Annotated in this window: 13 protein-coding genes; all 13 read right to left on the reverse strand. The window is 63.0% G+C overall.

The annotated features are described in order from the left end of the window. Positions 1–29: 29 nt before the first annotated feature. Entirely contained in the window at positions 30–743 is a 714-nt protein-coding gene (locus KF712_11820; GenBank protein ID MBX3741672.1) for a cbb3-type cytochrome c oxidase subunit II, read from the reverse strand. Positions 744–770: 27 nt separating this feature from the next. Next, on the reverse strand, positions 771–2,276 hold the full coding sequence (locus tag KF712_11825; protein MBX3741673.1) for a cbb3-type cytochrome c oxidase subunit I: 1,506 nt from the start codon (positions 2,274–2,276) through the stop codon (positions 771–773). Between the two features lie 25 nt (positions 2,277–2,301). Further along, positions 2,302–3,078 carry a c-type cytochrome gene (locus KF712_11830; GenBank protein ID MBX3741674.1) on the reverse strand — a complete coding sequence of 259 codons (777 nt, stop codon included), beginning with the start codon at positions 3,076–3,078 and terminating at the stop codon, positions 2,302–2,304. Between the two features lie 36 nt (positions 3,079–3,114). After that, complete coding sequence (locus KF712_11835; GenBank protein MBX3741675.1) at positions 3,115–4,425, reverse strand: hypothetical protein; 1,311 nt, start codon at positions 4,423–4,425, stop codon at positions 3,115–3,117. 17 nt (positions 4,426–4,442) lie between these two features. Continuing rightward, positions 4,443–5,096 (reverse strand): cytochrome c, encoded by a 654-nt coding sequence (locus KF712_11840; protein ID MBX3741676.1) that lies wholly within the window; start codon positions 5,094–5,096, stop codon positions 4,443–4,445. Positions 5,097–5,132: 36 nt separating this feature from the next. Then, a complete protein-coding gene (locus tag KF712_11845) occupies positions 5,133–5,690 on the reverse strand; it encodes a DUF3341 domain-containing protein (GenBank protein ID MBX3741677.1) in 558 nt (185 codons plus the stop codon). A gap of 28 nt (positions 5,691–5,718) precedes the next feature. Next, on the reverse strand, positions 5,719–7,194 hold the full coding sequence (gene nrfD / locus KF712_11850) for a polysulfide reductase NrfD (protein MBX3741678.1): 1,476 nt from the start codon (positions 7,192–7,194) through the stop codon (positions 5,719–5,721). 42 nt (positions 7,195–7,236) lie between these two features. Continuing rightward, positions 7,237–10,605: a TAT-variant-translocated molybdopterin oxidoreductase gene (locus KF712_11855; protein ID MBX3741679.1), complete on the reverse strand. Its 3,369-nt coding sequence runs from the start codon at positions 10,603–10,605 to the stop codon at positions 7,237–7,239. Between the two features lie 61 nt (positions 10,606–10,666). Beyond that, on the reverse strand, positions 10,667–11,368 hold the full coding sequence (locus KF712_11860) for a cytochrome c3 family protein (protein ID MBX3741680.1): 702 nt from the start codon (positions 11,366–11,368) through the stop codon (positions 10,667–10,669). A gap of 193 nt (positions 11,369–11,561) precedes the next feature. Then, positions 11,562–11,879 carry a hypothetical protein gene (locus KF712_11865; protein MBX3741681.1) on the reverse strand — a complete coding sequence of 106 codons (318 nt, stop codon included), beginning with the start codon at positions 11,877–11,879 and terminating at the stop codon, positions 11,562–11,564. Between the two features lie 65 nt (positions 11,880–11,944). Then, positions 11,945–13,186 carry a hypothetical protein gene (locus KF712_11870; GenBank protein MBX3741682.1) on the reverse strand — a complete coding sequence of 414 codons (1,242 nt, stop codon included), beginning with the start codon at positions 13,184–13,186 and terminating at the stop codon, positions 11,945–11,947. Further along, positions 13,183–13,755 carry a hypothetical protein gene (locus tag KF712_11875; GenBank protein MBX3741683.1) on the reverse strand — a complete coding sequence of 191 codons (573 nt, stop codon included), beginning with the start codon at positions 13,753–13,755 and terminating at the stop codon, positions 13,183–13,185. The genes KF712_11870 and KF712_11875 overlap by 4 nt, the downstream gene beginning before the upstream one ends. Continuing rightward, positions 13,748–14,896, reverse strand: coding sequence for a hypothetical protein (locus tag KF712_11880; GenBank protein ID MBX3741684.1), 1,149 nt, complete (start codon positions 14,894–14,896; stop codon positions 13,748–13,750). Before KF712_11880 ends, KF712_11875 begins: the two co-directional genes overlap by 8 nt.

A 14,896-nucleotide genomic window follows, 5' to 3' on the forward strand; every position in this document is an offset into this window, starting at 1 on the left:
GGTGGGAAATGAATGCGTTGTGGGGAAAATTATTTCTTCTCGTCGTCCTTTTTCTGGAAGTCGATGGAAGCGGGAACCGGCTGATCCTTCTTCAGCGAGAGGAGGTAGGAAACGAGCGCCTTGGCGTCGGAGTTGGGGACGAACTCGGTCGTGTCGGAGCCGGGCGACCTGCCGTCGGAGTAGGTCACGGCATCATCGGAGAGGCCCGTGCCGATTTCCTTCTCGTCGAACATGTAGCGGAAGGGAGGACAGGTGGATTTCTCACGGTCCGCCTCATAGCGCGGGTTGAAAAGGTGGGCGTAGAGCCAACGGGCCGGATTCTCCGGAGAATAGATGGCTTCCACACGACGGCCGACGTTCGAAAGGTCCGGACCCACGCGGCTCACGCCGATGTGGGCGAAGCTTTCACCGAGGAAGTCGTAGGCGTTCGTCTCACGGCGGGTGTCGCCACGCTCGGGGTCGGACTTGAGGCCACCCCAGTCGGCGCGGAAGAGGTCGTTGCCGGCATAGGTCGGGCGGACCACCTGGGTGTGGCAGTTATAGCAGCCGTTGGAGGCGTAGATTTCCGCACCGTTGGCCACACGGCCGGCGCGCTTCGGGAAATACGGGCCGGAATCCGGCTCCTCCACGCTGAGCGCGATGGGAGCGAGGTTCCGCATCTTGACGAACGGAATGACGACGACCGACAGCCAGGCAAGTCCGAAGCTGACCGAGAGGCCGATGATGAAGTGGCGGAGGCTCATGAGTGCGGTGAAAATTTCCGGTTGTGCTTAGTGGGCGTGGGCGTCCGCGGAACCGGGACCGGCGTTGTCGATGTCACCTTCCGCACCGTGCGGGCTGCTTCCACCGTGGTGGGAGACGAGCAGCGTCGGGTGCGAACTGCGGCGGCCCAGACGGAGCCACATCAGCGTCAGGTGGAGGAAGAAGAAAACATTGGAAAAGAGGATGAACGCCCAGGCGATGGTAATGAAGATCGCATAGGGATAGGTGCGGGTGGCGGCGTTGATCCACGGCTGGATCCACTCCTCCTGGCCGATGCCCTGCATGAGGCCGCCGAACAGCGCCACCACCGAGACGGCAATGATGCCATAGACGGAGAAGAAGAAGTGCATGTTGATGAGGCGGCGGGACAGCCACTCGCGGCGCGTGATGCGCGGCACGATGAAGTAGATGGCACCGAACATGATGAAGCTGAAGAAGGCGTAGAGGGCCAGGATCTCGAAACCGTAGCCGGAAAGGGAGAACTGGGTGAGCTTCAGGCTGGAGCCGGGAAGGTTCAGGAACAGGCCGGCGAAGCCGAAGACCAGCAGGCCGATGATGCCCGCGACGGAGAACCGGAGGGAGGGACTCTGCTCGACCGCTTCCGGATTGGCCAGGGTGGTGCGGAGGATGTTCACACCGACGGCGAGCGCGGGGATGAACAGCAGCGCGGTCGCGGCGGCCCCGAGGTAGGGCAGGAAGAACGGGATCGGCGCGCCGGTCAGCTTCTGCATGCCCGCCCATGGGGCGATGATGGCCAGGGACCAGAAACCGAGCTTCGCCAGGGAATAGCTGTAGATCGGCCGGCCGGTGACCTTCGGCGCGAGGTAGTAGCTGGCGGCCAGGGCGACCGGGGTGAAGAAGAGGTAGATCAGGCCGGATTTGAACCAAGCGGCGATGCCCGCAGCCATGACCGGATGGCCGCCCTTGAAGGTGAAGACCAGCAGGTTCGCGGTGATGAACACCCATGGGAACCAGATCATGGCCGCCATGATGTACCACTGGGAGATATAGACGTAGCCGGAAGGACGGACACGGAACTGGATGAAGGACCAGACGACGATGACGAAGTAGGTCACCAGCAGCACCGGCCAGACGAAGGTCGGGAATTCCATCCACGGCACACCGGTGCCGGCACCACCGAGGATGCCGAGAAGACCGATGCTGACGGCGAAGTTCCAGACGTGGCCGGCGGCGAGGATGACACCGGCGGACTTGCACTCCTGGCGGGAAAGACGGGCCATCAGCCAGATCATGACGCCAAAGGCGGCCTGGAAGCCCCATCCATAGACAAGCGCGGCAATGTGGGCCGGGAAAACGCGGCCGTAGGTGAGCCAGCCGCAGCCGGAGAGGAACTCCGGGCTGTGCACCTTCGCGGAGGAAATGAGGCCGAGGATGATCGAGACGGCGAGCCAAGCCGCGCCGCTGGTCATGAAGAACATGACGGGGTGGCGCAGCGAGCGGTCGATATCGGCGCGGAGTTTCGCGTCCTGGATGGATTGGGCGGTGGAAGACATCGTCTGTGGGAAAATTGTGGGTCCGTTACTTGGCTTCGGGCTGGATCAGCTCGGAGGTGGGGAGTTGCGGCTTGCCGATCTCGCCACGGAAGGCTTTGACCCATTCCGGCTTCACTGGCGAGGCTTTGTTGCCGAAGCTGTTCCGGATGTAGGTGAGGACCGCGGCGTAGTCCTCGTCAGACATGGCGGCGGCCATCGGGGCCATGCCGGCGACAAATTCCGTGTGTTCCTTTCCGGCCACGGTGATCGGGCCGATGAGGCCGCGGAAACCGAGGATGACGAGGTTGGACACCGGACCGGTGACCCACTCGGAGCCGGCCAGCGGAGGACCTGCCATCGGCACGCCTTCACCGTTCTGGCCGTGGCACGCTCCGCAGAGGAGGTAGCTGGCCTGGCCCTTCGCCAGCACCGCCGGATCGACGGCTTCGGTGGACTCGGCGGCGGCCTTGTTGATCTCGGTGGGATCGACGGAGCCGCCCGCTGCCTTGGCCTCCGCACGGGCGGAACCGGGGACGATCTGGGCGTCGGTCGCGACGGCGGCGGGCTTGGAAGCGGCCAGCTTCGCGGCCACGCCGGAGATCGCCTTGTCGATGGCTTCCTGCGGAAGGGCGGTGGCCTGGGCCTTCAGCACTTCTTCCTTGTTCTTGTAACGGGCGACCGCGACGACATCCTCGAGGTTCTTCGGCTCGGAGTTGTTGAAGAGCCAGATGACCGCCAGCAGCACGCCGAAACCGGCGAACACGAAGAGCGCCCACCAGAAGGTGGTGAAGCGGGTGAAGAGATTATCGCGGGAAGAGTCCATGTGAGAGGAAAAGGGCTGGGTGTTCCGGTAGGCCGATCAGTTCGACATATTGGCGGATTCGAGGATGCGCGGGTCGCGGTTCGGGTAGACCGAATGCTGGCCGAGGGCGCGGAGAAGGAAGAAGAGGAAGCCGGCACCGATGGTGACGAAGGCGAAGATATCACCCCAGAAGGCACCGGGGATGGACGGCTGGATGGCACCGAAGACATCCGGCTTGATGTTGCCGAGGGAAACGCCGCGCTCCGGGATGGAGATGAGGTAGTGGTCGAGCACGTGCATCACCAGCGTGTAGCCCGCCATGATGGAGAGATACTTCGGGTTCTTCTTCAGCCAGGCCTGGAGCAGGATGACGAAGGGGATGACGAAGTGGCCGAAGACCAGCGCGATCATGCCGGTGTTCCAGTTGCCGGTGTTCCGGATGAGGAAGTAGGAGGTTTCCTCCGTGATGTTCGCGTACCAGATGAGGAAGTACTGGGAGAAGGCGATGTAGGCCCAGAACACGGTGAAGGCGAACAGCAGCTTGCCCATGATATGGAAGTGCTCCGGACCGGTCACGTGCTTCAGGTGGCCGCGGCTCTTGAGGAAAGTGGCCACCAGGATGATGACCGCCATCGAGTTCAGGGCGGAACCCGCGAAGAGATAAACGCCCCACATGGTGGAGAACCACTTGTAGTCCAGCGCCATCATGAAGTCGAAACCGGTGAAGGTGATCGTCAGGGCGAACAGGATCAGGGTGTAGGTGGAGTGGAAACGGGCGCGGAAGAGGCGCTTGGTCCCCGGGTTCGGGTCGGTGTCCTGGGAGGTGGACAGCTTGCGCAGGCCGAAGATCACCAGGGTGAGGCCGATGAAGTAGAAGGCGACGCGACCGTACCAGAACGGGATGTTCATGTACCAGTGCTTGTTGTAGAGCAGGTGGTCCACATGGTGGAGGTGCTCCTTCACGTTGCCGTGGGCGGCGCGGTGGGTGTTCATCCACTCATACAGGTACTGCTGGACCTGCGGGAAAAGCAGCGGGATGGCGAAGAGCATCATCCAGCCGTAGGTGGAGCCGAGGTTCTCGAAGGTCCGGCGGACGGAGGTCCCCCATCCGGAGTTGGAGACGTTGTGGAGCAGGGTCCAGAACACGCCACCGATGGACAGCGTGAGGAAAAGGTAGAACGCGAACAGCCAGGAGTAGGAGTAGGTGCCTTGCACCTTCTGGCCGAATAGACCGAAAAGGGCGCAAAGGCTGACAACAGTGCCGATGGCGGAGACCGCACCGGCGATGTTTTTCACCTTGGCGATCTTCGATTTATCCAGGTGATCGCCGTTGATGGCGATGTCTGCGGATGTGACGTGATGGGACATCTTGGCGGGTAGGAAAATTATTGGGCGGCGGGAGCCGGGATTTCTTTGGCGGCTTGCAGCGTGCGGACGTAGGCGATGATGGCCCAGCGGTCGCGGACGGGAATGTTGGCGCCGTAGGAACCCATCATGCCCTTGCCTTTGGTGATGACGTCGAACATGCGGCCGTCCGGGTAGGCCGGAGACTTGAACGGATCCCCGTGCAGGTTGGCGATGCCGGGCACGCCATACTTCCCGGTGATGCCCTGTCCGTCACCGGAAGAGCCGTGGCAGACGGCGCAGTAGATGCCGTAGCGCTCCTGGCCGCGGCGGATGAGGGCCGCCGCATTGTCCGCCGTCAGCTCCAGTTCCGCCGGCATGCCGGTGCCGTAGTAGTCATCCAGCGTGCCGGTATAGTAGTAGCCGGTCTGGCCGCCGAATTCATATTCCGGGATGCCGCCGATGACACGGACGCCTTCCTCGTTGAAACCACGCGGCTGGGTGTCATGGACCGGCAGACGCCCGCCGTGGCCGTCCGCGAAGAACGGTTCCGGTTTCTGGGCCTTCAGCTTGTCCTGCTCGTCCATGTCCGGGAAGATCCGGATGGGTGGCTTGGACGAGTGCTGGCCGCGGAACCCGAAGATTCCGACAACAAGCAGCGCGATGATCGCGTAAATGATGAAGAAGTAGCGCATGGAGAAAATCGTTTGAGGGGTGCGGACAGCCGTGGGTTATTTGTCCTCTTCTTCGACGAGTTCGATGTTCGCCCCGCCAATCTCGGAGAGGAGGTCGCGGGTGCCGTTGGGGCTGAACTTCGGATCGCGGGCTTCGATGGCGATGAAGAAGCCATCATCGGTCGCACGGTGGAACTGGCGGCTGGCAAAGAGCGGGTGGTTCAGGCGCGGGAGCTGCATCAGTGCGAGCACGCCGAAGAGCACGGTCAGCACGGAGAACAGGATCGTCAGCTCGAACATGATCGGGAAGAACGCGGGCACCGTGAAGATGTTCGTCGGCTTCGCCTGCACCACCGTCGGGTAGATCACCACCTGGGTGGAGTAGGCCAGCGCGAAGGCGGTCGCCGTGCCGGTGATGCCACCGCAGAAGACGAACCATGGCAGGATGGAGCGCTTCACTCCCATCGCCCCGTCGAGGCCGTGGATCGGATACGGGGAATAGCAGTCCCATTTCCGGAAGCCGGCGTCGCGGATCTGCTCGGCGGCTTTGTAGAGGGCGGAGGCGCTCTTGAACTCGGCGAGGTAGCCGTAGACGCGTTTGCGGGTGGTGCTCACGTGGTGGAGGAGGTCGGTTGGAAATGGATTACTTGGAGGAGGCCAGCTCCTTCTGGTAGGCGGCTTCGGAGACCGTGCCGTGGTCGTCGTGCTCGTTGTTGTCGTCGAAGTGCGGGTCGGACTCCGGAAGGGTCCACTTCACCTCGGCGATGTTGATGCAGGGCAGGAAGCGCAGGAAGAGCAGGAACAGGGCGAGGAACATGCCGATGGTGCCGACGAAGGTCATCATTTCCACACCGGACGGGGAGTAGGTCTTCCAGTCACCCGGCAGCCACATCCGCGCCAGGGTGGTCACGATGATGACGAAGCGCTCGAACCACATGCCGACGTTGACGCACATCGAGACGATCATGATGACCCAGAGGTTCTCCCGGCACCATTTGAACCAGAAAAGCTGCGGGGAGATGACGTTGCAGCCCATCATCGCGTAGTAGGCCCACCAGTATGGACCAGCGATCCGGAACTTGAAGGCGTCCATCTCGTAGATCGCGCCGGAGTAGAAGGCGACGAACAGCTCCATGAGGTAGGCGTAGCCGACGATGGTGCCGGTCAGGAGGATGATCTTCGCCATGTTGTCGATGTGCTTCATCGTGATCATGTCCTGGAGGCCGTAGATGAAACGGGCCGGGATCATGATGGTGAGCACCATCGCGAAGCCACCGAAGATGGCGCCAGCGACGAAGTAGGGCGGGAAGATGGTGGTGTGCCAGCCCGGGACGACGGAGGTGGCGAAGTCGAAGGACACGACCGAGTGCACGGAAAGCACGAGCGGGGTGGAGAGGGCGGCCAGCAGGAGGTAGGCCATCTCATAGTGGCTCCACTGGCGGTTGCCACCGCGCCAGCCGAGGGAGAAGATCCCGTAGAGGAGCTTGCGCAGGCCAGGCTTGCACCGGTCGCGGATGGTGGCGAGGTCCGGCACCATGCCGAGGTACCAGAAGATGAGGGAGGCGGTGAAGTAGGTGGACACCGCGAACACGTCCCAGAGCAGGGGCGACTTGAAGTTCTGCCAGATGCCGTTCGCGTTCGGCACCGGAGCGAGGAACCAGGCGAACCACACGCGGCCGATGTGGAAGGCCGGGAAGATACCCGCACAACACACGGCGAAGATGGTCATGGCCTCCGCCGCGCGGTTGATGGACGTCCGCCAGTTCTGTCGCGTCAGGAACAGAACCGCCGAAATCAGCGTGCCCGCGTGGCCGATACCGATCCAGAACACGAAGTTGGTGATGTCCCAGCCCCAGAAGACCCGGTTGGTCATACCCCACACACCGACACCGGTGGAAACGAGGTAGGTCAGGCCGCCGCCGACACCGATGAGGGCGATCAGCGCGGACGGGATGAACAGCAGCCACCAGAGGAGGGGCTGCTTGTTTTCGACGACGCCGCAGATCCGCTCGGTGATCCAGTGGTAGGACCGGCCGTTGAGGATCAGCTTTTCACGCTCGAGAACCGGGAGTTTCACTCCCGTGTGCGTCTCCGGAGCCGTGTGTGTGGAGGATGCCATGTGTGGTGGAAAGGCTGGTGGTGAGGGAATTGCGTGAACGGATCAGACCATGTCGATGGTCGCCTTGCCGACGAACTTGGCGTCCGGCATCTGCGGGTTCGGGTTCTTCACCCGGGCCAGGTAGCTGGTGCGCGGGCGGGTGCCGATGTAATTGAGCAGGTCGTAGTTCCGCTCGCTGTTCTTCGCGCGGACCATCGTGGACTTGTCGCCGTCGAGGAGGTTGCCGAAGCTGATGGCTTCCGCGGAACAGACGTCCTGGCACGCCACCTTGAGGGCTTCCACCGGCACGCGGAGCGTGTTGGTGGTGACCTGGACGTCAGGAGACTTCTGGCCGGAGGCGAGGACTTCCTGCTTCTGGCCGCGCTTCTGGCGGATGACGGCGTCCTTCAGGCGCTGCACGCAGTAGGTGCACTTTTCCATGACACCGCGCATGCGGACGGTGACGTTCGGGTTGCGCTGGAGGTGCGGGCCTTTGCCCACCTGGGTTTCACCGAACGGACCCTTGTTCAGGTTGTGCTCGATGAGCGGGTTGCGCTTGTTGTAGTCGAAGAAGTTGAAGCGGCGGGCCTTGTAGGGGCAGTTGTTCGCGCAGTAGCGGGTGCCGATGCAGCGGTTGTAGGCCATCGCGTTGAGTCCGTCCTCGGTGTGGACGGTGGCGTTCACCGGGCAGACCGTTTCGCACGGGGCGCTTTCGCACTGCACGCAGGAGACACCCTGGGTGATCATCTCCGGGTTGCCCGGGTCGAAGTCGTTGTCCTTGTGGACGGCGTAGTAGCGGTCCATGCGGACCCAGTGCATCTCACGGCCGCGGGCGACCTGTTCCTTGCCGACGATCGGGATGTTGTTCTCCGCCTGGCAGGCGATGAGGCAGGCGTTGCAGCCGGTGCAGGCGGAAAGGTCCACCGCCATCGCCCACTGGTGCAGCGGGTCGCTGAGCAGCGGCTTGGCCTTGCCATCCTTGCCCGGATCCCAGGTGGAGGAACCTTCCTGCTTGTAGAGGGAGATGTTTTCCGGAGCGTGGGAGTCGTTGCCCTGCTTCTTGACGCCGGCAAGCTGCTTGGCGAAGTCGCCCTTCAGTTCATCGGTCTCGATCGTGGAGATCTCACGGGCGAGCGCGCGTCCATACATGGAGTTGTGCTCCTGGGTAAGGGCGACGTGGTAGCGTTTGGCAATCTTCTCCGCCTTGGCCCCGGTGGCGTAGTATTCGCTGCCGGACTTGCGGAGGACGTAGGCGTCGAAACCGCGGTTCACACCGACGAGGCCGACGTGGGAGGCGTTTTTCGTGTCGCGCTCCAGTTCATCCTCTTCGTTGAAGCCCTGGCCGTAGCCAAGAGGGATGACGATGGTGTTTTCCGCCTGGCCGAAGGAAATGAGGACCGGAATCTCGATGGTCACACCATTGACGGTCAGCTTGATCATCGGCGCCGTGCGGTGCTCGCCTTCGTTGTCCCCTTCCGGAGCGCGGTCGGCGAAGCGGGTGCTGAGAGGCACGAGATCCTTGTAGATGCCCAGATCCTTGGCGGTCTGCGGGGCGATGAGGGCGGCGTTGTCCCAAGTCAGCTTGGAGATCGGATCCGGGGCTTCCTGGAGCCAGCCGTTGTCGATCCAGCGGCCGTCAAAGACGGAAGCGTCCGTGGCGAAGATCACATCCAGCGAGGTGGTGGTGGGCACTTCGCGGCGGATGGAGGCGAGGCCGGACCAGACGTTCTGCGGCAGGCTGACCTCCGTGGCGGGATAACCGGAGTCCTTGAGGAAACCGTCGCGGAGGAGTTGCTTCCAGGCGGTGTCCCCTTCCCCGCCGATGCCGGCGAAGGTGGCGCGGACGGCGGTGTAGGCGGGGGAGGCTTCGCCTTCCTTGCCTTCGCCATTGATCAGTTCGCCTTCCGCGGAAAGCAGGGCGAGCAACAGCTCCAGCTCGGACACGCAGTCCGCGTAGAGCGGCAGGATCATCGGCTGGACGATGGTGTAGGTGCCGCGGACGCTGCGGGCGTCCGACCACGCCTCCAGATAGTGGGCGGCCGGGATGTGCCAGGTGGAGGCATGCGCCGTGGCGTCCGTGCGGGTACCGAGATGGATGCTGGCTTTCAGCTTCCTGAACGATTCCGCGAAACCAAGGTCCGCGAGCGCGTCGTGCAGCGGATTGGCGGGGGTGAGCAGGACCAGGGTTTCGATCGCACCGGAGTCGATGTCCGCCTTCACATTTGCGAGCGTGCCGAGGCCGGTCACGTCCGAGCGGTAGGTTGCGAGCGGCTTGCCTTCGCCGATGTTGCCGAGCTTGCTGTTGATCTCGAACGCGAGCTGCCGCAGGGCGGCGGGCAGGCGGGAGCCGGCGAGGACGACGGACTTGCCGGCGTTCGCCTTCAGGTCCTCGACCAGCGCGTTGATCCACTGGAGATGCTTGGCGTCCGTCACTTCACCAGCGGCGGTGAGGGAAGCGGCATTCACGCCGAGGCCGCGGGCGATCTGGGCGGCGATGGTGACGATCTGGCTGGCGGGAACCCGCAGGCGGTGGTCCGCGATGCCCCCGGTCAGGGAGAAGGCGGCCTCCACCATGTAGAGGCGGTTCATGCTGGAAGCGTCCGGCTTCTGGTCGTAGGTGCGGCCTTCCGGCTTGCGGCGGTCGTAGAACGGACGGATCGGGCCTTGGGAATCGAGCGCGGTGAAGTCGCAGTCGAAGGAAAGGATGCGGTCGGCCTTGGAGAAATCGACGGCGGTCGTGATGCCATCACCCAGCACGGATTCACCGGCGAGGGGTTCGTATTGGTAGAACTTCGCGGCGGAGAACTTCGACGCCAGCTCGCGGCTCAGGCGGGTGCGGGTCGGGCTGTCATCCGCGCCGAAAACGAAGCCGATCTTGCCGGCGGCGTCCTTCGACAGCGCGGCGACCATGGCGTCCAGATCCTTGCGGGAGGCCTTTTTGCCTTCCTTGAGAATGGTGCGGGAACGGGAGACGGAATAAAGATCGAGGACGGATGCCTGGACAAAGGCGTCGGTGCCCTCGTTGTCCGGGTGCAGGGTATTCGCGCCCAGCTTGGTCGGACGGCCCTCGAAGGTGGTCACCACCAGTGGCGTCGCGCCACCGGCACGGGGCATGGAGGAAGCGTAATACGTCGCCTTGCCAGGGATCACCCACTCGGGTGCCTTGGTGTAGGGGACGATGTAGGATTCCGGACGGCGGCAGGCGGCCATGCCGAAACCGGCCAGCGCGGTGGATGCCCCCATCAGTTTCAGGAAGGAACGGCGGGACGTCTCGGCGTCCTCGCCATCCGCCATTTCCGCGGCTCCCTGCGGGAACTCCCGGTCCAGCCAGGTGCGGAACTCCGGTGAGTCCTGAAGCTGTCCCGGGCTGCGCCAAGCGACGGTGGCATTGCCAGCGTCCGCTTCCGGGTGGTTCCAAATGCGCTTACTCATGTGAGGCTAAGAATTTCGGGAAAAGTCGGGGATGATGGGAAATGGATGGGCGAAACGGCGATCAGTGGTGGCAGGTCGCGCAGCTCGTCTTCGGATTGATGCCGAATTGCTCCTTGAGCTTGAGGCCGAGATCCTGGGTCGTCTTGATGCCGGAGTTTGCCTTCGCATACTTCGAGACATCCTTGTCGCCATAGGAGAAGTTGAAGACTTCCTCCAGCGGGCGGAGGTGCTTCTCAGGAGCGCGGTGGCACTCGAGGCACCAGGCCATGGAGTGGCTCTCCGCCTGATAGACCACTTCCATCTTGTCCACGTTGCCGTGGCAGCTCTGGCAGGAAATGCCCCGGTTCACGTGGGCGGAGTGGTTGAAATAAACGTAGTCAGGAGCCTTGTGCACCCGCACCCACTCGATGGGCTTGCCGTCGTAACCTTCATAACTCACGTTCATCGACTTATGAAGCGGAGCCAGCTTCGGACTGTCCTTCTGCACGTGCTGGTGGCAGTTCCAGCAGGTGTTCCCGGTCGGGACGTTGGAAGTGCCGGAAACATCCACGAAGGAGTGGCAGTAGCGGCAGTCGAGACCGAGCTGGTCAACGTGGATCTTGTGGGAGAACGGAATCGGCTGGGCCGGCTGGTATCCGACGGTCGTCGCCTTGGGAGTCGCGTAGTACGCGAAAGCAAGGGCGACACCCGCCAGAGCCGTGCCAGCACAAAACGCAATCTTCAGCGGAAGCAGGTTCGACCAGCGTGGGAAAAAATTTGCCATGAGGAGGGCGGTTCGGTGCGACTGTTTTAGGAGCTTGTGAAATTTTTCACAAGCTGTTTTCGAGTTCTTCCCGATTGGCTCGGGTCGGGCACGGGGAGAATGCCAATGGGAGGTCGGCTGGCAATGCGAAAAAACCGAAAAATTTCTGCGCAATCACTCCGTATTGAACGGCTTTTCTATCAGGCTGATGGAATCATGAATTCGACCAATTCATCCCTTGTTCCTGTCGCCATTTGCGGTAAGCGGCGGATTGCTCCTTCTTGGAAAGCAGCTTCCGGGAGGGCACCTCATCGAGGAATTTGTCGAACGCGCTTCCGGGCCGGCTTTCGATGACCTCTCCGGTTCCCCGTTTGGCCGCCTGCTCCCGGGAATTCTCCTTCTGCCCCGCAAGCAGCCGCTCAATCCGGGCAAGACGGGACCCCATCAACATCACCCCGACAAGGATGAGGAACAAGATCCCCGCACATGCGGCGATGAGGATGACTACCGTGGAAATTTCCGTCTCGGGCATGCACGGACTATGAGCGGAGCCCCACGCCGATGAGAAGTTGAAAGAAACGGCGCGGATTCCCCCGGTTACGGGAACCTTTCCCCGACCATGCCGCGGACCCGCGCTCCGGGATCGTATTTTCCGAGTATCCGGGCATATCGGCGGCACTCCGCCCTCATTTCCGGACTCCCCGCCACCTCCCGGAAAGCAGCCGGGAGTTCCTCCAGCGCATCCACCCGCACCGCCGTCCCGGCCCACGCCAGGCGCGCCGCGTTGTCGAACTGGTCGAAATCCATCGGCATCACCACGGCGGGCAGGCCGTGCTTCAGGCAATGGTGGAGGATGCCGCTGCCGCCATGATGGATGACCAGATCATAGCGCGGCAGGTGCAGGTCATAGGAAATGAACGGGTGGCGGTGGAAATTCCCCTCTCCTGGCCACTGCCCGGCCTGCGGATCACCATCGGTGAAATGGAAGATCCATTCCGGATTCCCCGCCGCGAGATCGCGTATGGCGGCGGCGATCTCATCCTTCCGGTGGCCCAGGTGGCTGCCCAGCGTCACCAGCGCGTGCCTTTTCCCTTCCGCGAACACAGGCGGCACCGGCTCCACCGGCGGCGTATATAGCAACGGCCCGATAAACTGGAAGTGGCCGGGATAGGTCCGCGGAAACTCGATCTCGCTGGCGGCGGAAACCAGGATGCGCTCCGGCGAATAGACCCGCTCCGAACCGTCCTGCCGATAGACGGAAGTGAGGCCGACCCTCCGGAACGTGCCACGGAAAACGAAGAACATGAGCCGCTTGAATACGCGGGTGGCCTTCCGCAGGAGGAAATGGACCGCCTTTTCCGCAGGGGACTCCGCCGGGACCAGTCCGCCGAAATAGGCGGGCGGGCCGTCCGGAGCCTCGAACACGCATGGCGAGGGCAGGTGGCTCCACCACGGGATGCCCAGCCGTGCGGCGGCCACTCCGGCGACCGGCAGCGTGAAGTCCGCGATCACCAGATCCGGCCGCAGTTCCGCCATGGCGGCGGCGACTTCCTCCAGCACCTGTGTCTTCAGCGAGACATTCGCCTCCAACTGCCGGAACAGGAGCAAGGGATTCCCTTTCACCGACTGCCCGGGCGAAGCGATATCAAGAATGAGCTGCTCATGCTCCTTGATGATGGGATAGCCGCACAAGCCCGCCGCCTCCACCGCCCGCATCACGCCGGGGGTGCTGAAGACGGTCACCTCCGCCAGCGGCAGCAGCTCACGCCCGAGGCCCAGCAGTGGATACAGGTGGCCGCTGTAGGGCGGGGCCAGCAGGCACACGCGGATCTTCCTCACGGCTCCCCTCCCCCGGTCACCCGGCGATGGAATGCGGAAAAGAGCGCCATCGTTTCCTCCGCCTCCAGATAGTCCATGTGCCCGCAGGAAATGACATGGTCCACCTGCGGGTGCCACCATCTGGAGATCGCGTCGCGTTTCCCCTGCACGGTTTCCAGCGAGGCGCAGCGCGGGAGCGACCGGGACACGGGGCCGTAGGCGAAGACATGCAGACGCCGCAGGTCCTGCTCCGGCAGCCCCAGGTTCACCAACAGTTCCAGCCCGCAACTTCCCGCCAGCAAAATGACCTTTCCGGCGGAGACGAATGTTTCCTGGAAGGAAAGGCGGTGTCTTTCCACGAATGACGGACGCCGGGAGGCGAGGTATTGCCGCGCGTTGCTGAAACTCGCGAGGAGGAGGTTCGTTTCACGCCACGCAGCCGCGGGCCGGTAGGGGAAATTCAGGTCGAGCCTCTGCTCCGGGGAAACGGGCGACCGGTCGAGGAATCCGAGCTGCAGCGGACTGAGTGCGTTCGTCCGTGGATCGCTCTGGCCGGTGAAAAAGGCGACGATGACCCTTTCCTCATTCATCCTTCACGAAGCGGTCACTGGCATGGACACGGTATCTCCGGCTGCGCCAGCGGATCCTGCGGTCAATCAGGGCGTGGACCATGTGCAACGGCTGGAGCAGTTCCGAAACAAGGGATGCGAACGGACGGTGGATGGGCGTGCCGAAGACACCGGTCTGCATCAACTGTAGGATGAAGGAGCGAACGAGGAAAACGATCAAAGTGAACACCGCCAGCCGCACCGACGGCCGGATCACCAGGAAAACCAGCGGCACCCACAGCAGGAGCTGGTGCCAGCCATGGAACGCGAAGATCACCACCTGGCGGGCGGGATGTTGTTCCCGCACCAGCAGCAGCGCGAACAGATACCACCGGTGCATCATCCGCAGGTAGTGGGAAAATCCGTTGATGTGGGTGGTGAGGAACACCGGCAGGGACGACTGGTGGATCACACCGCCCGCGGACCTCACCGCACCGGCGAGTGCGAGGTCATCCGTCAAATGGCGGGCGATGCCCGGGAACAGGCCGATGTCCCCGCTTTTCATCACGTAGCACATGCCGTTGAGGGAGATGGGCGGGCAGAACGGCAGCAGCGACAAGTAGGTCATCGCCGAGTTGTTGTTCACGAACTGTGCGAGCAGGGAACCGGAGAAACCTCCGCTCTCACGATAGGATGGGAGCGCGGTGGAAAGCATCGCGTCCTGCGCGTGCATCACCAGATCCGCGGCCGTGGCGGCAGGCAGGTGCGTGTCATCATCCAACACCGCGAAGAACGGCGTCTCCACCATTGAGGATGCCTGGATGAGTTTGAAAACCTTCGGGTTCACCCCGTCCGGACATTCCGGGCAGGTCACGATGGTGATCTGGTGCGCGGGATACGCGGACCGCAGCGTCTCCGCCACGCGGATGGCTTCCGCATCGCCTTCATCGCACAGCCAGACGAAGCACTGCCCCGGCAGCGAGTGCAGGTTGCTCGCCAGCATCCTTTCCAGCTTTTCATCCCCACTGAGGATGGGCTGCAGCACGGTGAGGGTCCGCAGTTTCAGAAGCTGCTCCTCCGCGTGCGCATCCTTCCGCGCCTGCAACACGGCGAGCACCGCCTTCATCCCCAGCAGGAGAAGGTAGAGGCCGCAACAGGCGATGATGAAGAGAGTGACCAGCAT

The sequence above is a fragment of the Akkermansiaceae bacterium genome (assembly GCA_019634595.1).
In the GTDB taxonomy this organism is placed as follows: Bacteria; Verrucomicrobiota; Verrucomicrobiia; order Verrucomicrobiales; family Akkermansiaceae; genus Luteolibacter.